At 60.4% G+C, this 19,173-nt stretch carries 18 protein-coding genes and 2 tRNA genes; 9 read left to right on the top strand and 11 right to left on the bottom strand.

Features of this window, described 5'->3' with window-relative positions:
• The first annotated feature begins 142 nt into the window (after positions 1 to 142).
• Together ACP2YP_RS25960 and ACP2YP_RS25955 are read left to right on the top strand one after the other, a co-directional pair.
• The gene (locus tag ACP2YP_RS25960) at positions 143 to 940 is read left to right on the top strand and encodes a glycosyltransferase family 25 protein (RefSeq protein WP_426419115.1); all 798 of its coding nucleotides are present in this window, start codon (positions 143 to 145) and stop codon (positions 938 to 940) included.
• A 193-nt stretch (positions 941 to 1,133) separates the two neighbouring features.
• A complete protein-coding gene (locus tag ACP2YP_RS25955; RefSeq protein WP_426419114.1) occupies positions 1,134 to 1,874 on the top strand; it encodes a WbqC family protein in 741 nt (246 codons plus the stop codon).
• A 203-nt stretch (positions 1,875 to 2,077) separates the two neighbouring features.
• Here ACP2YP_RS25955 and ACP2YP_RS25950 read toward each other — a convergent pair whose 3' ends face one another.
• From ACP2YP_RS25950 to ACP2YP_RS25920, 7 genes are read right to left on the bottom strand one after another with little or no spacing between them, the layout of a single operon-like run.
• Positions 2,078 to 2,830, bottom strand: a complete 753-nt coding sequence (locus ACP2YP_RS25950) for a class I SAM-dependent methyltransferase (RefSeq protein ID WP_426419113.1) — start codon at positions 2,828 to 2,830, stop codon at positions 2,078 to 2,080.
• 33 nt (positions 2,831 to 2,863) lie between these two features.
• Entirely contained in the window at positions 2,864 to 3,814 is a 951-nt protein-coding gene (locus tag ACP2YP_RS25945) for a hypothetical protein (RefSeq protein WP_426419112.1), read from the bottom strand.
• Positions 3,811 to 4,785 carry a glycosylase gene (locus ACP2YP_RS25940; RefSeq protein WP_426419111.1) on the bottom strand — a complete coding sequence of 325 codons (975 nt, stop codon included), beginning with the start codon at positions 4,783 to 4,785 and terminating at the stop codon, positions 3,811 to 3,813. The genes ACP2YP_RS25945 and ACP2YP_RS25940 overlap by 4 nt, the downstream gene beginning before the upstream one ends.
• 9 nt (positions 4,786 to 4,794) lie before the next feature.
• Positions 4,795 to 5,514: a metallophosphoesterase family protein gene (locus tag ACP2YP_RS25935; protein ID WP_426419110.1), complete on the bottom strand. Its 720-nt coding sequence runs from the start codon at positions 5,512 to 5,514 to the stop codon at positions 4,795 to 4,797.
• A complete protein-coding gene (locus tag ACP2YP_RS25930) occupies positions 5,453 to 6,430 on the bottom strand; it encodes an ATP-grasp domain-containing protein (protein WP_426419109.1) in 978 nt (325 codons plus the stop codon). The genes ACP2YP_RS25935 and ACP2YP_RS25930 overlap by 62 nt, the downstream gene beginning before the upstream one ends.
• Entirely contained in the window at positions 6,427 to 7,269 is an 843-nt protein-coding gene (locus ACP2YP_RS25925) for an NAD-dependent epimerase/dehydratase family protein (RefSeq protein ID WP_426419108.1), read from the bottom strand. The genes ACP2YP_RS25930 and ACP2YP_RS25925 overlap by 4 nt, the downstream gene beginning before the upstream one ends.
• Positions 7,266 to 7,991: a class I SAM-dependent methyltransferase gene (locus ACP2YP_RS25920; RefSeq protein WP_426419107.1), complete on the bottom strand. Its 726-nt coding sequence runs from the start codon at positions 7,989 to 7,991 to the stop codon at positions 7,266 to 7,268. Before ACP2YP_RS25920 ends, ACP2YP_RS25925 begins: the two co-directional genes overlap by 4 nt.
• Before the next feature lie 219 nt (positions 7,992 to 8,210).
• Here ACP2YP_RS25920 and ACP2YP_RS25915 point away from each other — a divergent pair, with 219 nt between their 5' ends.
• On the top strand, positions 8,211 to 10,208 hold the full coding sequence (locus ACP2YP_RS25915) for a glycosyltransferase (RefSeq protein WP_426419106.1): 1,998 nt from the start codon (positions 8,211 to 8,213) through the stop codon (positions 10,206 to 10,208).
• Positions 10,209 to 10,397: 189 nt separating this feature from the next.
• Here the strand turns inward: ACP2YP_RS25915 and ACP2YP_RS25910 are convergent, their stop codons facing one another.
• The gene (locus ACP2YP_RS25910; protein ID WP_426419105.1) at positions 10,398 to 12,284 is read right to left on the bottom strand and encodes a CHASE2 domain-containing protein; all 1,887 of its coding nucleotides are present in this window, start codon (positions 12,282 to 12,284) and stop codon (positions 10,398 to 10,400) included.
• A gap of 77 nt (positions 12,285 to 12,361) precedes the next feature.
• A complete protein-coding gene (locus tag ACP2YP_RS25905) occupies positions 12,362 to 12,889 on the bottom strand; it encodes a FecR domain-containing protein (RefSeq protein WP_426419104.1) in 528 nt (175 codons plus the stop codon).
• 657 nt (positions 12,890 to 13,546) lie between these two features.
• On the opposite strand from ACP2YP_RS25905, the gene ACP2YP_RS25900 reads away from it, so the two are divergent.
• Complete coding sequence (locus tag ACP2YP_RS25900) at positions 13,547 to 14,617, top strand: DUF2778 domain-containing protein (RefSeq protein ID WP_426419103.1); 1,071 nt, start codon at positions 13,547 to 13,549, stop codon at positions 14,615 to 14,617.
• Positions 14,618 to 14,624: 7 nt separating this feature from the next.
• Here the strand turns inward: ACP2YP_RS25900 and ACP2YP_RS25895 are convergent, their stop codons facing one another.
• Positions 14,625 to 15,254 carry a glutathione binding-like protein gene (locus tag ACP2YP_RS25895; RefSeq protein WP_426419102.1) on the bottom strand — a complete coding sequence of 210 codons (630 nt, stop codon included), beginning with the start codon at positions 15,252 to 15,254 and terminating at the stop codon, positions 14,625 to 14,627.
• Between the two features lie 12 nt (positions 15,255 to 15,266).
• The gene (locus ACP2YP_RS25890; RefSeq protein ID WP_426419101.1) at positions 15,267 to 15,860 is read right to left on the bottom strand and encodes a cysteine hydrolase family protein; all 594 of its coding nucleotides are present in this window, start codon (positions 15,858 to 15,860) and stop codon (positions 15,267 to 15,269) included.
• Positions 15,861 to 15,987: 127 nt separating this feature from the next.
• Between ACP2YP_RS25890 and ACP2YP_RS25885 the strand changes: the two genes are divergently transcribed.
• The 5 genes from ACP2YP_RS25885 to ACP2YP_RS25865 all read left to right on the top strand — a co-directional run bounded on the left by ACP2YP_RS25885 (position 15,988) and on the right by ACP2YP_RS25865 (position 19,092).
• A complete protein-coding gene (locus ACP2YP_RS25885) occupies positions 15,988 to 16,821 on the top strand; it encodes a LysR family transcriptional regulator (protein WP_426419100.1) in 834 nt (277 codons plus the stop codon).
• A 141-nt stretch (positions 16,822 to 16,962) separates the two neighbouring features.
• Positions 16,963 to 17,250, top strand: coding sequence for a GIY-YIG nuclease family protein (locus ACP2YP_RS25880; RefSeq protein WP_426419099.1), 288 nt, complete (start codon positions 16,963 to 16,965; stop codon positions 17,248 to 17,250).
• A 204-nt stretch (positions 17,251 to 17,454) separates the two neighbouring features.
• Positions 17,455 to 17,524, top strand: a tRNA-Phe gene (locus ACP2YP_RS25875).
• 4 nt (positions 17,525 to 17,528) lie between these two features.
• Positions 17,529 to 17,594, top strand: a tRNA-Asn gene (locus tag ACP2YP_RS25870).
• A 334-nt stretch (positions 17,595 to 17,928) separates the two neighbouring features.
• Positions 17,929 to 19,092 carry an SPFH domain-containing protein gene (locus ACP2YP_RS25865; protein WP_426419098.1) on the top strand — a complete coding sequence of 388 codons (1,164 nt, stop codon included), beginning with the start codon at positions 17,929 to 17,931 and terminating at the stop codon, positions 19,090 to 19,092.
• Positions 19,093 to 19,173: the final 81 nt, after the last annotated feature.

Genomic DNA, 19,173 nt, shown 5'->3' with positions numbered 1-19,173 from the left:
CAGCCATCTCGAGTCCACGATGTTAGTTGGTCACCGATATCGTCTCTAGCTTGCGCGGAGCATGCCGTACCGCGGGGAGTCTCCTCAAATCCGCACATTTTGGAATCGTGCGATATGGCGAATCAGGATCGATTATTGGCTAATGGATCGCATCGGCATCCGCCCTAACGCCACGGTTGGAAAAATGAAGAACTTCGTCGTTAACCTCGATCGCCAGCCGGACAAATACGAAAGATTCCTGAAACGGAATGAAGGCTGCGGAATCGCCTTCGAACGCTTCCCTGCGGTTGACGGATTGAAATTGACCAATGAGGAAGTCATGGCGATGGGGATTGTCGCTCCTGGTTCGCGGTTCTCCCCGGGTTCGGTCGGTGGCACCGCCTCGATGTCGCGGATATGGAAGATGGTCGCCGAGCAGGATGAACCCGCCCTCGTGTTCGAGGACGATTGCACGATCCGTCACGACATCAACGCACACTTGGCGAGGCTTCTTCCGTCCCTTGGTGACTGGGATATGCTGGTACTTGGCTGCAATACGGATTCGGTTCTCGACCTCGAACTGGCGCCGGGCATGAAGTCGATGATGATCTTTCGACCCACACGCCCGGATGATGTGAGCGATGCCGCTTTCCAGAGATCGACATCCCAGGTCGCGGCTTTCCGGCTGAACTGCTGTTTTGGTCCAGGCGGGTACGTGCTTTCCCCTGCAGGGGCGCGGAGAATGTATCCGTATTGGCTTCCGATGGACAATCGGCTGGTTACGATCGAGGCTCTTGGCAACCGCGCGCTGCCGACGATGGGAGCCGATATGATGGCGAACAGCATCTATCCCTTCGTTAAGGCGTATGTTTGTTTCGCACCGCTTGTGGTGCCCCGCAACGATAGTTCGACCTCAACGACTCAAAGTCATATCGCGAGTGCGGCGCGGACTTGGGGCTAGGGCTTGAGGTTAGATGCACGCCATCTTTACCGAGGTGCAGAGTTGATGAACCCAGATCGAGAACCGGCCTTCATCGCCTGAGTGCGCTTCCACGGCGGGGCGGGTGGCCCACCGATTTAGCTCGATATGGATTCGGCCACGGTGGGCGAAGTTTGCGAATGAGCTTCTTCACAGGAGCGGAGCGTTGCACAAAATGAAACTCGCGATCATGCAGCCGTATTTTCTTCCCTACATCGGCTACTATCAGCTCATCTGTGCGGTCGATGTTTTTGTCGTCTACGACAACATCAAATATACAAAAAAGGGATGGATCAACCGCAACCGGATGCTCGTCAACGGAAAGGACGTCCTGTTTTCACTTCCGTTGAAGAAGGATTCGGATGCCCTGGATATTCGCGACAGGGAATTGGCAGCCGATTTCGACCGTGCAAAGCTGCTCAATCAATGGCGGGGGGCCTATCGCACCGCGCCTTTCTTTAAGGAAACGTTTCCGCTTCTCGAAGAGATTGTCGGCTTTCAAGACCCCAATCTATTTCGCTATATCTTCAATTCGCTGCGGATGACCTGCGAGCATCTGGGCCTAAAAACCGTCTTCAAAATCTCGTCTGAGATCCCCATCGACCATTCGCTCAAGTTTCAGGACAAGGTGCTCGCATTATGCGAAGCGGTGGGGGCGCGAGAATATGTCAATGCGATTGGCGGCCTGGAGCTCTACGATGCGGATGCTTTTAGAGCCCGCGGAATCGAATTCAAGGCTCTGCGAACAAGACCGTTTCCCTATGAACAATTCGGCCAGGCTCAGGTACCGTATCTTTCGATTGTGGACCTGCTGATGTTTAATCCAGTTGCCAAGCTCCAAGACGTTATAGCCGACAACTATGACTTGGTTGGAGGGGCTTGCTCGGAATCGCCGAGTTTGCTCTTCCAGGACTAGAAGGTCGTTTGGCTGAGCCCGCGCTTGCGGCATGGATCGGCCGTCTTCGCACGGAGCTCGCGCTCCGATCAAAAAATCCGGCCATTGGGGCAATGGCGGGAGGCGGCCCTCGCATTAAAACAGAGTGGCCCTAAAATGCTCACATCGGAAAGACAGGCAGATCAAGACCAAACCGCCGAAGCCCCGAAGAGAAATCGCCGGGTTCAGGCTTTCCGTTGTCCAGGTTCGCAAACCAGGAAAATGCTCGAACAGAGATCCGGGTACTGCTGGCCCAATTTGTAGGCCCCCTCGAGATAGGCCTCCGAAATGATGTCCGTCTGCAGCAGGCGATCCCATTGGAAGTTGGCGAGAGCTTTAAAAAAGACCCCGGAACGATGGATGACGTTGAGGCCCGCAGCGACCGCATCACGCTCCAGCGTATCCAGCGAATAGGTGATGCGATGGCCGTGCTCTGCTTCCGCAGGTGTAATGGCGGAGTTGTGCGAGATCAGTCCCATCTTGACCGCGATCTGCCTCGACGGGGCATGTGCATTCGGGACTGCCAAAAACAATCGCCCGTTATCCGAAAGCCACCTTTCGTTGATCAAGCGCAAGACGAGCTGGGGGTCGTCGAGATGTTCGAGAACGTGGGTCATCACGATATTGTCGTATCGCTTCGGCAATTGCACGGCCTCAAATGTAGAGTTTATAAACTGAATTCGAGAACCGAAACGGCTCTTGGCTTCCGCAATCGCGACATCCGATGCCTCGACACAGGTTACGTCGTTGAAAAATGGCAGAAACCTCTTGGTGAATTCGCCTTTGTGGCTTCCCAGCTCAAGAAGAGTTTCGCCTCTGAAGAAGGGCGAAAAGGACCGGATCATGAATGGCTGCATCACATCGTAGTCGAACTGGTAAGCGTATTTCTGGTTCTCCACGTTACCAGTGTCGTTCAGTTCGCGATTGTAGTCTCTCATTTGCGACATTAGGGCCTCTCGAGGATTCTGTGGTTATGCCAACTCGGCCAATCCAAAGCCGAATTTGCCAAACTCGTTGCCGTTGTAGAGCATGTAGACCCTGTCATCGCAGGTGAAAACATGCGGATAGCACTGCATCTGTGAATCCCAGCCGTCCTGCGAAAGGTCTATTCCGCCTTTCGAGTCATCTCGCGTCCAGCTGATCAGGTCCTGCGAATAGGCGTATCCGAGGCGATAGCTGTTCCGGCCTTTTTCACGGAAGCCGTGGCAGGGACGGAAGCAAAAATACATATGGTAGATATCGTTCCGGCGAATGACTGTGGGCAACGCCTGGCATTCATCGTCGCCAATGCAATCAGTGATGATTTGCTTTCCATCCCTTTGCCAATTGATTGCATCCGTGGATGTGGCGCAGGCAATCTTGTAGACCCTGTCGGGTGGCTCGGTTTCGGAAAACGATTTCCATCTCGTTCCGAAAATGTACCACATGTAGTAAATTCCAGCGACCGACATCACGAATGAATCGGCGATCAAAAAGGGTTCGTGCAGAGAAGCGGTCATGATTGGACCCGTTCCGTGCTTTTGAAACGTCCGTCCGCCGTCCTTGCTTATGGCAAGGCCAATCGATGAATCCGCACTTACCGAGGCCTTTCGATTCCATCCCGTGGTGAATCCAAGCACTCTGTCGCCGTCGTCAAAAACATGCATGGGAAAAATACCATGCTCGTCGAAGGCACCAAGCTCCCCCAGTTCTATGACCGTGTGCTCGGAGATATCGAGAATCCCGCGCATGTTCCTGTCGAAATCCACGTAGGCGACGTGGCTTAGATATTTCCCGACCTCGTCTCGTCTACGAGTTGAGAAATAAACCCGCACACGATCCGTCAGAACCAGCGCCTGTGGCGACTGGGCAAACTCCAAACAATCATTTGGCAGTTTGTGTTCAGCGGGGTCAAAAATCTTCCCGAGCTTCCTCCACTTCATGGCTTGAACCAATCCGGCGAGTTTTGCAGGCGAGCCAAACCGATGCCTGCGCGGCCCATCTCATTTCCCTGATAGATCATGTACGTCTCGCCATCCAAACTGAACACGTGACCGTAGTTTACCATTTCGGAATCCCAGCCCTCGGCGGAAACTTCCATCCCCGCGAGTTCGTCGTTCCTTTTCCAATTCACGAGATCGTCAGACACAGCGTACCCTATGCGATATCCGCCTTCCCTGCCTTTGTAGTTCTGGCTTTGCCGATAAGAATAGAACATGTGAAAACGGCCGGCCCGTTCTATGACGTCGGCGCCCGCCTGGCATTCGTCTTCACCCAATTTATCTTCGATCAAGTCGACACCGGCTTTTTGCCAAATCAATCCGTCGGAGGATGTGGCCATGCGAATTTTGTAAACCGGCTCGGGCCTACTCGAAGTCCTTATCCACCGCTTGCCCGCGACGTACCAAAGGCACCATTTGCCGTTGAATCGTCGAATCCGCGGGCTTCCCAGGAGAAACGGTTCATCCGGGGTGTATGAAAGGACCGGTCCTTCGCCAATTCTCTCAAAGGAGTCGCCATTGTTGTTGCTGATGGCGATGCCGATCGCGGCGTTGAAAGGGACCGACTCGCATCGAGTCCATCCCGCATAGTACGCACGGATCTGATCATCGTGCCGGATCACCGAGACCGGATTCGTCCCGAATTCGTCAAAGGTCCCGCACCCGCCAAGCCCCATCACCGGTTCGTCGCAAATCCGAACCACGCGCGTGGGCTTTTTTCGGTCCAGGTCGATGAACGCAATGTAACTCTTGTATTGGCCGCTTTCGTCCGGCGCAGGCCTTGAGCAAAAATAGACCCTGATAACGTCATCGAAAATCAGGACGCTCGGAGATTGCGCGAATTCGCGCATCCAAGGATGATTCCTGTGGTCGCGGGGGTCAAAGAGCTTTCCAAGCTTTTCCCATTGCAGCATGGTCTAATCTCAATCCTCAAGCCGTCGAAGCCGGCTCGCACCGGTCTTCAGTCCGCCATAGTAGTAATCGTGGAAACCCGCGGCCTCCATCAGGTCGAATACCCTTTGCATGTTGTACGCGACACGATGCAACGCAAAGCTCTGGCCGTCGAAAGTCGCAAACGCAGCCCGTGGATCGCCGTCGCGCGGCTGCCCGACCGACCCCGGATTGCAATAGGTCTTGTCGCCGAAGCGGTGGATGCTTTGCACGTGAGTATGGCCGCTGACGAAATTGGCGCCGGAGAGGCGCGCGAAATATTCGTCGTTGGGGTTGGTGAGGTACTCGTCGATCGGATCGCCCCAGCCGGCGTGAACGACTTGAATATTCCCGATTTGCATTTGCAGGTTAAAGGCCCTCAGCCAGTTCACGTTTTCGGACGTGATGACCTTCCTCTGATAGACCAAACACTCGTTCACGCTCTTGGATCTGGTGCAGAAACCGCCGAAGCCCAGGTACCAGTCATGATTGCCAATGACGCTTGGGATGCCGCGCCGTTTCAATTCGTCGCAGCATTCGTTCACCTGGGAATAATAGCCGACCACGTCGCCCACGCAGAAGATATCGGTGACGCGCATGCGATCCAGCTCGGCGAGAACCGCCTTCAGCGCCTCGAAATTTCCGTGGATGTCAGAGATGAACGCTATTTTCATGGAAGATGAAATCCTCGGTATAGCGGACGGCTCTGCCACGCTTGATGTCCGGTTGGACAGGCATCCGTTTCTCGACGGCCATTTCAACCGCCATCTTGGCCTCGTTGTATCCAAAGGCGGCGCGGATCGATGTGGACGAAGAAATCCGCGGGTTGATCTCGAGCAGCTTCAGGCCGCGATCGGTCTTGCGAAACTGAAAATTGGTTGGCCCAATCGGAGCAAATGCTCTGCACAGATCCTGGACGGCCTCGGAAAAGTCGGCCTCATTGACCACCTCGGCCTTTTCCGTGAATCCCTCCCTGGAGAGTCTTCGCCGAAGCGCCATGGAGGCCGAATAGCCCCCATGGCCATCGCAAAATGCGGACACCGTAAACTCCTCGTCATCTCGCCCGACGATAGGTTGCGCCATCAACGTCGACTTTGTCGCGGGAGCAATCTTCGCAAACTGCTCCGCAGTCTCGACCACCACGATACCTTTGGATCCAAACCCCCGACGAGGCTTCAGCAGGAACGGCAGGCCGCATTTCTCTTTGAGAAAAGCGAAGTCCATGTCCAGATAGCTCGGGATCGCATAGGGCAGCATCAGTTCCTGCTGCCGTTCATAGAATGCCCATTTGTCGGAGCATCTGGAAATCAGCTCACGCGAATTGAGAACGACGTTGGTTCCGGTTGCTTCCATGTCGGCGACGTGATCCGCCCATTTGTACATGTCGGCGTCGATGCCGGGGAACGCTACGTCGACGTGATGCTTGCGCAGTAGCGCGAGAAGCCGATCGAGATAGTCCGGCGCATCCGTCCTCGGGACGACTTCAAAAACGTCGCAAAACCCTAGTGCGACTGAGTCGGTATAGATTGAGGTGCCGATGAGCGTCATCGGTCGGTTCGACATCTTGAGGGAGCGCAGGATTCCGTAACCGACGATGCCGCCGGCGCCGGAAACCAATACTGTCGTCATGACGCCAACCTTCGGTGAGCCGCTTCCATTTGCATTCCTTCCGCAGTGGATATGCGGGGAAAATAGTCGACAAGCCGGAACAGTGTCTCGTCACAAGCAAAGCCGTTGTTCGGAATGTCGGGCCTGTCCCGCAAGAACCTGACCTTGCTTTTGCTTTCAAAGGCGGAAATGGCCGCCGCCGCGACTTGAGAATAGGTGACGTTGTCGGGGTTCACGCAGCGATAGACGCCGTCGAGTTTCATCGAAATGACGGCCGAGATGATGTTCGTCATGTCCTGGGCATGAATGAAATTTCTCAAGGCGTCATTCGAACCGAAGAAGTCTATGTCCTCATTCCGCTGGGCCTTGTCCATGATGGCATACAGGAATGGCTGATGCTTTCGAAAGCTCTCCCCCACACCATAGATCCGGGAAGGCTTCAGCACCGCGATCGGCAGCCGAAACTCCCTGCCGCAGAATTGCGCAACGTCTTCGGAATGCCTCTTCGAAAGTGAGTAGGCTCCGAAGAAGGGCGAGTCGCCGTTGAGATCCGCAAAGATGCTGGAGATGTGCACGACATGTTTTGCGTTGGCCTTTGCGCTGGCATGACAGAGCCTCATCAGGCCAAGCACGTTGACATCCATCGCGAGCAGGGTGTCGGGGAATTCCTTGCCTCCGAAAGCTGCGGCCATGTTCACGACGCAGTCGATGTCGCCGGGAATCTGAATGTGATGCGAACGGAGGTCCAGCTCGACATCGCAGCCGCTGCGCCCAGCCGTCAACACTTCGCAATGGTCACGAAGGAGCGGAATCAGCGCCTGTGCTAGCGAAGAGGTTCCCCCGACGATCAACACTCTCATGAGCGCGCCTGGTCGTCCGGCGTGAGCTGAGCGAGAAGCCCGCAGGAGAGTTCCGGATAGTCAACGCCCATCTCGCACAAGGCCTGGATGATCTTGGTGTCGAGATCTAACGACAGGAGCTGACTTGTCGAGAAGGGCTTGAGATAGATGCCCTCCATCTTCTCGATCTTGTAGCCGGCGTCGCTCACCAACCTAGTGAGTGAATTGACCGTAAAATACCGCTGATGCCCCAGGATCAGGTCGTTCTCTGAAAGGGCCTGCATATCGGGCAGCATTCCGGCAAGATTCCCGAGCCTTCGGTTCATGACCTCGGCATTCGGGACCGCCACGAAAAGTTTGCCCGCAGGTGCGAGAAACTTCCTGAATCGCTTCAGGATCAGAGGGGGGGCATCGACGTGCTCGAGGACGAACCCCATGACGATAAGGTCGAATCTTTCGTCCGTATCGAACTCCTCGAAGTAGGTTTCGACGAGCTCGCTTTTGTTGTCCGGAAATCTCAGCTTGAAATTTTCGATGACCGCGGGAGATCCTTCAAGAACCACGTGGCGGCCAGGTCCGCCCGAAAAGATCTCGGTTGCAAACCCGTGCCCCAGTCCCAGATCCAGCACGGCGCGGGGATTCTTGACGACGCGCGCGATGCGTTTCGGATACCAGGTCAGCGAAATTTCGTTGTCGAAATCATAGATGTTCTTGCCTTCATAGGCGGCGACGTGGACATCCAATCGACTGTTCATGGGTTCGCTCTAAATTCGATGCGCCATCGGACGCACGGTCCGCAGGCATATCAATCACCCCCTTGATTCGCCACGCGCGAACGCCGTGACGCGAAGGCGGTGTCAAGCTTCAAGCAAGCTACAAACGGGATAGTGAGAAGTGGCAACCGTCCCGAAACCTTGGGAATCGGGTTGCTGCGCGCGCTCCCATGATCCGGAAGGTTCCCGATGAATTACCACGACGGCACTCTCGCAAGAGCGGACGATATCTCGGGACAGCCGTCGTCGCTGACGCGGGAGGAGTATTACCAGATCTGCCTTCGACACCTGAAATCGGGCGAGCTTGACCAAGCCGTTGCTCGTTGCCGGGAAGGGCTGGCCGCAGACGAGAACCATGCCGGCTTGCTTCACCTGATGGCCGGTGTGTCGCTGCTCAACGGGAATTACGATGCCGCCATCCACTGGGCCGGACGTGCTCTCACGAACGAGATGAAGGCGACCTATCTCGCGACGTTCGGGACGGCCCTGCAAGGCAAGGGGCTCCAGGAGCCGGCGCTCGAGGCGTTTCAGCGCGCGATCGAGCTCGATCCCGTGGATCCGTCGATATGGGAGAACTACGGCCACGCCCTGAACAGGGCGGGGCATGTCAACCAGGCCAGCCTTTGCTCCTTGATCGCGCGGGCGTATCAACAATTGCCGTTCCTTGCGGAGTGCCGTTCTGTTCCGCGCAATGGCTGGAACGCCCTGACGGAGCAGTTCAACGCTCATCTTCAGAGCCGCTCGGCGCCGGGCGAGGCCCGCGATCCCATCCATTGCTTCTGGTCGATGGCTCCGCTGGGCGAGATGTCGCGTCTCTCGCTTCAGTCGATGGTCCGCCAGGGCCATCCGGTGAAGCTGTACACTTACGACAATGTCGATGCCATGCAGGCACGTGTGCCGCCCGGGGTCATGGTGGTCGATGCCGGAAACGTCGTGCCGGGCTCGATCTACCAGCATGCCGTCCTGGACAGCGATATCCGCTACTTCAGCGACATCTTCCGCTATGCCGTCCTTCATGAATTCGGCGGCTGGTGGCTCGATACGGACATCGTGCTCGTGAAACCCCTGGATTTCGGCAGAGAGCACGTGTTTTCGGCGCAATGGTCGGGAGTCGAGAACGGGCATGTTTGCGTCGGCGACGTGATGCGCGCGCCCAAGGGCTCGCTTCACATGGCCAATCTGTATGCCCTGTCCCTGCAGCGGCTGTTCAGCGAAAAGCGCGTCGAATACGGTGCGGTGGGGCCGTTGCTGCTGAGCGAATATTTGCTCGTGGCAGGCGACGAGGAGCTCCAATCCTCGATTCTGCCGCCGACAACCTTCAACGCGATCGACTGGCGTGAAGTGGATTTGTTTGCCGCCGAAGGCCGGGCCGGCTTCGATCTGTTGAACGATCCCCGTGTGACGGGCGTCCATCTCTGGGGAAAAATGTGGGCCGAGAGGGGGCTGCGCTTCGATGCGGTCCCCGAGCAGAGCGTGGCGGGCTATCTCAAGAAGCTGGTGCTCGAGCCGAACTGGTTGACGCAGCTTGCAGCGAAATATGACTCCGACAAGGGCGCGGTCTACAAGGGCCACCTTGCCCATCACTACACGCGAATCTATCACGAGCTGTTCCGATCGAAGGCCCTCGAACCCATTCGCATCCTGGAAATCGGTCCGTGCAGGGGGCGGCTCGAAGGCTGGACCCAGGATCAAGTGCCGTCGCTGCAGATGTGGCTGGACTACTTCCCGAATGCCGAAGTCATCGGCGCTGACATCGAGGATTTCAGCTGGTTCTCCCATCCGCGGGTCAGGATCCATCGCGTCGATCAGGGCGATCGCGGCATGCTGGAGCAGCTTGCAGCCAAGGAAAAGCCGCTGGACATCATCATCGATGACGGTTCTCACGCCTCGGTGCACCAGCACCTGACGCTCGGCGTGCTGTTTCCCTCGCTGAAGCCGGGCGGCTTGTTCGTGATCGAGGATCTCGATTGGCAGCCGCCGGAGATCCCGTCCAACGGCGCGCCGCTGGTCAAGGATGTGCTCAACGCCATGAAGGTGGGCGGCTCGTTCACGTCCAACGTCATGACCGAGGCCGAAGCGAAGCTGATCTCGGACGAGGTCGACGAGATCCTCCTCAACGACAGTTACCGCGAGTTGATGTCGCGCGGCAAGCTGGGCGGCCTGGGCGTGCTGAGGCGCAAGGCTTAGTCGCAGTCAATTGTGCTGTCGTCCCGGCGGAGGCCGGGACCCATACCGCGTGATTTATCCATGAGCGCTGGTGCTAGTACCGGCTGAAGACTGTTTACTGCCAGTCTTCGCCAAAGCTCTCCCTGTGGTTATGGGTCCCGGCCTTCGCCGGGACGACGGCGGAGTTTTGGGCGACTAGCGGCGGTTTATTCAGTCGATCATCTCGACCTTGGCCGCGGCCTGGCTCGGCCTGTCCTGGTCGCGCCAGAACCAGACGGTCACGACGCCGGAGCGGCCACGGATCTGCGTGAGCAGGGGGCCCGACAGGACGCCGTCGGGCGCCCCGTGAAAGTCGGCCGCATCGAGCAGTGCGTCCGTCAATGCGAGCCGCGCACCGTTGTGCGCGGCGACTTCCATCAGCCGGCTCGCGAGATTGACGGTGTCGCCGTTTGCCGTGATGTGCTGGTGGCTCTTGCCGAGACGGGATGCGACGATCGGGCCGAAATGCGCCCCGATCTTGAACCCGAGCCGGCCGCCGATCGCGGATGGCAGTGATGCGATCCAGCGCTCGACGCCGCGATGCAGGTCGATCGCACATTTCAGCGCACGCGCTGCGTCATCCGGCATCGCGCTCGGCAGGCCGAACAGGATCATGGCGCCGTCGCCGAGAAGGCTCGTGATCATGCCGCCGCAATCGACCGCGGCCCGGTCGATCAGCGCGTGGAACGCTTGCAGGATGTCCTGGAGTTCGTCCGGATCGATCCGCTGGCTCAATGCGGTGAAATTGGAGAGATCGATGAAGACGATGGCCGCATCCTGCCGGACGGGCTTCGCCAGGAAATTGGGATCGCGTGCCAGCCACTCCTGAACGGCCGGCGCCTGGAATTGCGCCAGCGATCGGCTCTTGGCGGCGAGATATTGTGTGCGGCGGCCTCCGGCCCACAATTGCACGCCGACGAACACCGCGACCGGCGGCACCGCGGCCGCGAGCGTGGTCGCGGCATCGAGCCAGACGCCGTGCGTGAACGCGAACAGATTGAGCCCGGCCCAGGCGACCAACGCCGCGGCTGCCACGACGAAGCCGAGCGCGCTCCGGCGCCAGGCCAGCAGACCCACCAGCAGCATCGGCAGCAGGACCGCGATGAGCGCATCGGCGATGTGAACCTTGCGGTCGCGCACGATGTTGTCGCCGGCGACGAGATGTGTGATCGCGGTCGAGACCACCTCGACGCCGGGCATCAGGGAATCGAACGGCGTCGGGAAGAAGTCGCCGCCGCCGGCAACAGCGGCGCCGATCACGACGATCCGGTTCTCGATCGCCTTGCGGTCGAGCGTGCCGTCGAAAATGCTCTGCGCGCTCACGGTGCGGATGGTGCGGCGCGGGCCGTAATAGGTGATCGGCAGCGCAAAGTCGGTGTCGGTCGGCACGGCGCGATCGCCGAGCATGAGATGATCGGGCGCGATCGTCAGTGGCTTGTCGAGTGCGCGGCTTGCGACCCGCAGCGGAAACGACAGTTCGACCTTGTCGTCTGTCCGGAACAACATCGGCACCGAGAGCGGCGAGCCGGATTGCCCGGTCGCGACGTTGACGATTCCGACATCGGCGTGTTCGGCGAACCCCGGCAATGGCAGCAGGAAGCGCTCGGCCGGGGGCAGGGCGGCGAGCGGCCCGGTGCTGCCGGGTGCGACGGTCTCGCTCGCGCTCGGGAAGATCGCGGCGGCCGCGAGCACCACGGGACCGGTGGCGAGCGTATGGGCCAGCGTGGCGTCGCCGATCGCGGCGCTGCGGTCGACCAGCAGCAGGTCGATCGCGACGACCTTCGGCTTGAACTGCACGATGGTGTCGACCACGCGGGCGAGATCGGCGCGCGGCAGCGGGTAGCTGCCGCCGCGTTTCACCACGGTGTCGTCGATGGCGACGATGGTGACGAGGTCGGGCGGAGCTTGCACGCCGCGGACCTGCGTTCGCCAATCCGTCAGCGTCGCCTCGAGCCTGTCGAGAAAGCGCAATTGACCGTTGGCGTGGCCGGCATAGATGCCCGCGCCCCACAGCGCGGTGAGGACAAGTGCCACCAGAATTTGAACGCGTCTCTTCATTCCGTCGTGCTGCAATCTTCTTTTTGTTGTCGGGCCTGCCTGAGCAGGTCGCGTTGACCGAGCTTATTGACCCAGCCTTATTGACCGAGCCTTGCCATCAGCGCGTCGACGCGCGGCTGACCCCATGTCTTGACGGTCAATGGACCGGTCGCTTCCACGTCGACACCTTCGCCGGCTCCCAGCACGACGCCGCGTCCACGCGCCGCTCTGCGGGTCACGCCGACACGGCCGTTGGCGACAAACACGGAGGTTTTGGCCTCGGCGACATCGACCGCCCATTTGGTGCCGCGCACGGCGGCGATTGCTTGCGGCGTCAGCACCTTGAAGGGATGGCCGCCGGGCTTCTTGGGCACTTCGACCAGCAGCGCTTTGCTGCTCAACTCCACGGAGTCAATATGTCCGTCGCGGTTGGCGTCGTTTAGTTCAAATCGGGCGCCGCTTTCGGCAACGATCGTGATGCCGTTGTCGCAGCGCCAGGTCTGTGTCCCTGCGGCCGACGGCGACGCCGTGCAGCCCGCATTGGCGGCAGGCTGTGCAGTTGCAGATCCGATCGACACAAATGACCACGCCAGGGCGCAAAACCCGGCGCGCGAAAACCCTCTCATGCCAGCCTCCGTTTGCGTGCTCGGCACAGTTCGAGGCGATGTTGATACGATACCGTATCACGCACAGAGGCTGCCGAAAACTGCCGCGGTCGTAGCTATTTTCTCAGCACGGCCATTTCCAGACCGGCGCGATCAACTTTCGGTCAAGGCGGGCCGTGTCGCCTGAGCGATCGTCGCGCGATGTGTGATGTGTGTGTGCTGCCGCTCTGCTGACATCGGCAGCTGACCGCACCAGCCTCGCGCAACGTTTCCCCGCTATCTTCCGGATATTGATGACCACGAAAACGACTTGGTTGGTGCGTCTAGAGAGGCGGCCGGAGACGTCCGCCGACCGTGCCGAACCGGCCGAGAATTATGGTTAACAGATTCGCCTAAGTCCGTAGTTCTGCGGACTTTTTTCTCGAAATGGCACAGCGTTAACGACTTGCCGTACATCTGCCCGAACTTAATCCGCATTTAACTAAAAGTCGCCTTAATGACGCTCCGACCCTCTGCGAGATGCTGGTTCCGGATCGTGACCAGCGGCACTTCGAAGGGGGACTGAGTGACACCGTCCTGGACGCAAGGCGAATGAGTACGAGTATCGCTGCGCAAAGTTACGCGGCACGGAAGCCCAAAAATCCGAATAAGCATTCTCATCGGAAGTCTTCCCGGAAAATGACCACCCAAAACGTGCTTGGCGCCGCCGTGATCGGCTGCGTCGTGCTTGCTGGCTGGACCGTCTACAACAACATCTTCGCCGCCAGCGTCTATCCGACCGTCGGCAGCTCCGGCTACGACGAGCCCGTGGTCAAGCCCAAGGTCGCGCTGCGCAAGGCAGGCGAGGCCATCCGGGAAACCTTTGCGCTGCTGCCCGACCGGCTGCAGGTGGCGGCACCGATTTCACGCGAGATGTTCAACGAGCGCTTTGCCGCGGCAGCGACGCAGGGCGTCGAGTCGAATGCGGCGAGCGCGGCGCCCGCGACGACGGTCGCCGAAGCCAAAGAACCCGTGAAGCCGACCGTGGTCGCCAGGGTCGCGGAAGTGCTGAAGAGCCCGGCCAAGGTCGTCGAGAAGATCGCAGACGCCGCGAAGACCAAGCGCGCTGATGTCCCGGTGCAGCTCGCTTCGGCCGATCCGGCCCAGATCGTGCCGGCGCTTGAAGCGAAGCCAAAGTCCTTTGCCGATCGCGCCAAGGCCGCGGTGCTGTCGATCACCGGTCCGCGCCAGTCGATGGTGGAGAAGCTCTGGGGCAAGCGCGAGCCGTCCGGCGGCTTGCTCGCCTATGCTTCGGCGGATGCCAGCGTGACCTCGGCGATCGCGCCGAAGGAGCAGAATCCGATGTTCGGCGGTGCGCCGCCCTATGAGCGCGACACTGCGGTCTACGACATCACCGCCAAGACAGTTTATCTGCCCGATGGCACCAAGCTCGAGGCGCATTCCGGCCTCGGCTCCAACCTCGACGATCCGCGCTCGCAGCGCACCCGCATGCGCGGCGTGACGCCGCCGCACATCTACAATCTGAAGCCGCGCGAAGCGCTGTTCCACGGCGTGCCGGCGTTGCGTCTGACCCCGATCGGCGGCGAGAATGCGATCTACGGCCGCGACGGCCTGCTCGCCCACACCTTCATGCTCGGGCCGAACGGCGATTCCAACGGCTGCGTGTCGTTCAAGGACTATAACGCGTTCCTCGACGCCTATCGCAACAAGGGCATCCGCAAGCTCGCGGTGCTGGCGCGGGTGGAGTGAGGCGCGCTCAAGCCGTCACGGTCTTGCGCAACGCCATCTCGATCGCGATCGCGTCCCGGACGACGGGCCGCGCCTGCATACGTTCGAGATAGGCCGACAAAGACGGCCATTGCGCGACGTCGACACCTGCGGGACGAAGCAGCAGCAAGGCCCAGGTGAGATGCGCATCCGCAACCGTGAAGCGTTGACCAACGAGGAATTCGTGGCCCGCGAGATGGGCTGACGGCACCGACAATGTCTGTGCGATCCGTGCTCGCGGCTTGGCGAGCGAGCCGTCGTCCTTGTACCAGAAGGTCGGAAACAGGAACGCCTTGTGAATCTCGGTGCCGATGAAGCTCAGCCATTCCTGCAGCCGGTACCGATCTGTATCGCCAGGCGGCGGTGCAAGGCCGCGCTCAGGGTTCAGGTCGGCGATGTATTGCAGCACCGCGGCGCTTTCCGTCAGCCGCTCGCCGTTCTCCAGCACCAGGACCGGCACCGCGCCCTTCGGCGAGATGCCGCGAAAATCGCCGTCGTCGTCCGCGATCGTCTTGGTCGAGAGATGCACCTGATGATAGCGCGCATCGAGGCCGGCTTCCATCAGCGCGATGCGGCTCGCGAGCGAGCAGGCCATTGGCGAGAAATAGAGTTGCAGCATCGCGTTGCTCCGTTATTTCAGCGCATCGCCGCGCGCGATGATCGCGAAGCGATCCGACAATTCGGCGAGCGCAACCTCGTGGATGGTTCGGGCGTCCAGCGTGCCGCCGCGCCCGTCGGGCAGGTCGCGCGTGGCGCAGGCATCGGCGTCGATCGTGGTGCGAAAGCCGAGGTCGAGCGCGGCGCGGGCGGTGGAGGAGACGCACATATGCGTCATGAAGCCGGCCAGCACGATGTTCTTCCTGTCGGTTGCGGCAAGGCGCGCCTGCAGATCGGTGCCGGCAAACGCATTGGGCAGCTCCTTCTCGATCACCAGCTCGCCGGCGCGCGGTGTGAGTTCGGCGACGATGGCGCCGCGGTCGGCGCCGCGATCGAACAGGCTGCCGGCCTTGCCGCGATGGGCGATATGGATGATCGCGGCTCCGCTCTCGCGTGCGCGTGCCAGGAGCGCAGCCGCCTGCGCGATTGCGGGCCGGGCGTCGGGCAAAGCGAGGGGGCCTGCGAGATATTCGTTCTGGATATCGATCAGCACCAGCGCGGCGTCGCCAAGACGCGGCGGGTTGAGATCGGCACCGGCGAGCTGCAGCAGGGTCTTTGCGGTCGTCATGGTCTGGAAGTCTCCGGAGCAAAAGGCTCGACAAACATAGTCCCGGGAGCGCCTGCCGATATGCAGGAATATTGCAGCCGATGGCTGCGATATTGCAGGCTGCTCCCGGCCGGTATAACCTCGCGCAATGAACTGGGACGATCTGCGCATCATCGCTGCCGTCAGGGACGAGGGCACCTATGCCGGGGCCAGCGTGCGGCTGCGCATCGACGAGACCACGGTCGGACGCAGGCTGTCGCGCATCGAGCGTGCACTCGGTTTGCGTCTGTTCGAGGCCGCCGACGGCGTCCGCAAGCCGACGCGGAGTTGCGAGGCGGTGCTGGCGCATGTCGAGGCCATGGCCGCACATGCCACCGAGATCGGTCGCGTCGGTGAGAGCCTGGCAGGTCCGGTGGGACGCCTGCGCATCGCCTCCACCAACACGGTCGCCGAGGAGGTGCTGTCGCCGCGCGCGAGCGACTTCCTGCGCGCCAATCCCGGTCTGACGCTGCAATTCCTCACCTCGAGCGAGAACGTGAAGTTCTCGCGGTGGGAGGCCGATCTAGCCATCCGCCTGCGCAAGCCCGACAAGGGTGACTTTGCGATCTCGAAGCTCGGCGACATCAAGCTCTATTATTTCGAGCCTGTTACGACCGAGGGCGAGCCGATGCTGTCCGCCTATCCTGACGAACTCGGTGCCATTCCCGAGATGCAATTCCTGCGCACGAAGAAGGCCCGCGCGCGCTGCGTCACCGACAACGTTCGCGTCATCCGTAACCTGATCCGCGCGCATCAGGCCGCCGGCGTGTTGCCGGAGTATAGTTGCGCGGATCTGCTCGGCGATCGCCGCCTGCGCGCCACACTGCTGCCGAAACGGCGCGACGCCTGGCTGCTCGTGCAAAACCACCTCAAACGCGACGCCGCAACCCGCGTGACGATCGACTGGGTGAGGGCGTGTTTCCAGGAGATGTCGCGCGAGTGACGCGATGTCGCGGTGTGACGAGTGTAAGATTGCGATTGCAGCTTTTGGTTGATCTGTTCTCCGCTTGATCCTAACATTCGGTTGTCATTCCGGGGCGGCGCGAAGCGACGAGCCCGGAATCCATAACCACAGGCCGATGGAATGGCGTACTACGTCTACATCCTGGCAAGTAAGAAATACGGCACCCTGTACATTGGTGTAACGAGCGACCTCGTTCGACGCGTCCACGAACACAAGACTAAGGTCGTCCCGGGATTCACCAAGCGATACGGAGTCGACAAGCTGGTCTTGTTTGAGACTTTCGATGACCCCACAAGCGCGATCGTTCGAGAGAAAGAGCTCAAGAAATGGCGGCGCGATTGGAAGACGCGATTGATCGATGAACAGAATCCAAATTGGGATGATCTCTACAACGGTATTTCCAACTAAAGCCTGTGGTTATGGATTCCGGGCTCGCGGCTTTGCCGCGCCCCGGAATGACAAACGAAAAATCTTTCGATACCCCTCTTGCAACCCGAACGTGCTTCGTCTATTAGCCCGCTCCTTCGCTTCGGCCATGGGTTCGGGCTCGTTGAGATCCCGACTGGCGCGGGCCGGTCTCCGGTTTCGTGTTCCGCCGAATGAAGGGCAAACGCAGGATGTAGCTCATGGAGAGCGTCGGGCTGAACACCCGAAGGCATCGGTTCGATTCCGGTCTCTTGCACAAAGGATAGCTCAGTTTGGTAGAGCAGATGACTGTTAATCATCGTGACGCGGGTTCGAATCCCGCTCCAGCGCTCCGTTTCAGCCTGAAAAGCTGATACCTCTGAAGGGGACCGGACGCGCGCTTCAGTCGCCGTCCGGCCGCATTGCCCAAAAGGCTTTCGTCCGAACAACGACACTGTGAGACCGGCTTCGCGCCGCGGTGGATACCGCTTGCGCTGATGCCGGGTGGCTCCGCTCGGCCGCGCGACTTTTGTCGCGCGATCGCGCGCGTGCGCCCGTCATCGCGCAAGCTCAAGCCACGGCCCGCCGATTTTTCAGGAAGCGTCGTCCGCGTCCTCACGTCCTTTGCCAACGAAACCTGTTGTCCGGCATCCGGCCGGACACAAACGATGGAGACGTGCCATGACTTCGCATAAGACCTGGCATTGGCTGACGACCACAATCACCGTGAAGGACGGTGAGCGCGCGCTACTGACGCGAAACGGCCAGCTCGAGCGCGTGCTCGCGCCCGGGCGGCATCGCCTGTTCGATCTGCGCAACGAGCTGACGGCCGTCGTGTACAACGTGGTGGGTACCGAATTCCCCGCGGATCGCTACGCAGTGCTGAAGGCGGCGCGGCCCGATCTTGCCGCCGAGCTGTTTGAGGCGGTCGAGACCAAGGCCGACGAGGTCGCCATCGTCAGCCTCGACGGCCGGCCCGTGCATCTGATGACGCCCTGGCAGGTGCGCGTCTACTGGAAGGTCGCGGCCCGCATCGATGTCGAGCGCATCGATGTGTCGAGCGATCCTCGGATCGGCGCACGGCACCTGACCATGATCGAGCGCAACCGTTCGACCGTCTCGACGGAAGTGGTGGTCGAGAACCACGAGGCGGGCCTGCTCTATGTCGAGGGCCGGCTCGTGGAGCGGCTCGCGCCCGGCCGGCACGCGTTCTGGACCGTCGGCCGCAAGATCGAGGTGAAGCGCCTCGACCTGCGGCCCCAGGCGGTCGAGATCACCGCGCAGGAGATGCTGACCAAGGATCGCATCGCGCTGCGGGTGACGCTGACGGCGTTCCGCCGGGTGGTCGATCCCGAGCGCACGGTTGCCACCGTGCCCGATGTGGATGCGTGGCTGTACCGACTGGTGCAGTTCGCGATCCGCGAAGCGGTCGCGGGCCGGACGCTGGACGAGGTGCTGTCTGCGAAGGCGGCGCTGGATGCGGAGCTGCGTGACTATGTGCGTGCACGTCTCGCGGAGTCCGGTGTCGAGGTGACCGAGCTCGGCGTCAAGGACGTGATCCTGCCCGGCGAGATCCGGGAGCTGGTGAACAAGGTGGTGGAGGCGGAGCGGGTCGCGAAGGCGAACCTGATCCGCCGGCAGGAGGAGACGGCGGCGACGCGGTCGCTCCTGAACACCGCCCGCCTGATGGAGGAGAACCCCCTGCTGCTTCGGCTCAAGGAGCTGGAGTCGCTGGAGCGGCTGGTCGAAAAGGTCGGCCGCATCGATCTCCACGCCGGCAACGGCGAGGGCCTCGATGCCCTCCTGACCCGGCTCGTGCGCCTGAAGGCGCCCGAGAGCGCGTGAAACCGGAGGGCCGCCCACGGGCGGCCCTTCATCTATTCTTCGCATCGTCGCTTGTGTCGAACGTGTGACCGCGCCCGCGCG

Source organism: Bradyrhizobium genosp. A, assembly GCF_049949275.1.
GTDB lineage: Bacteria > Pseudomonadota > Alphaproteobacteria > Rhizobiales > Xanthobacteraceae > Bradyrhizobium.
This window is presented reverse-complemented; position numbering and strand designations above follow the sequence as displayed.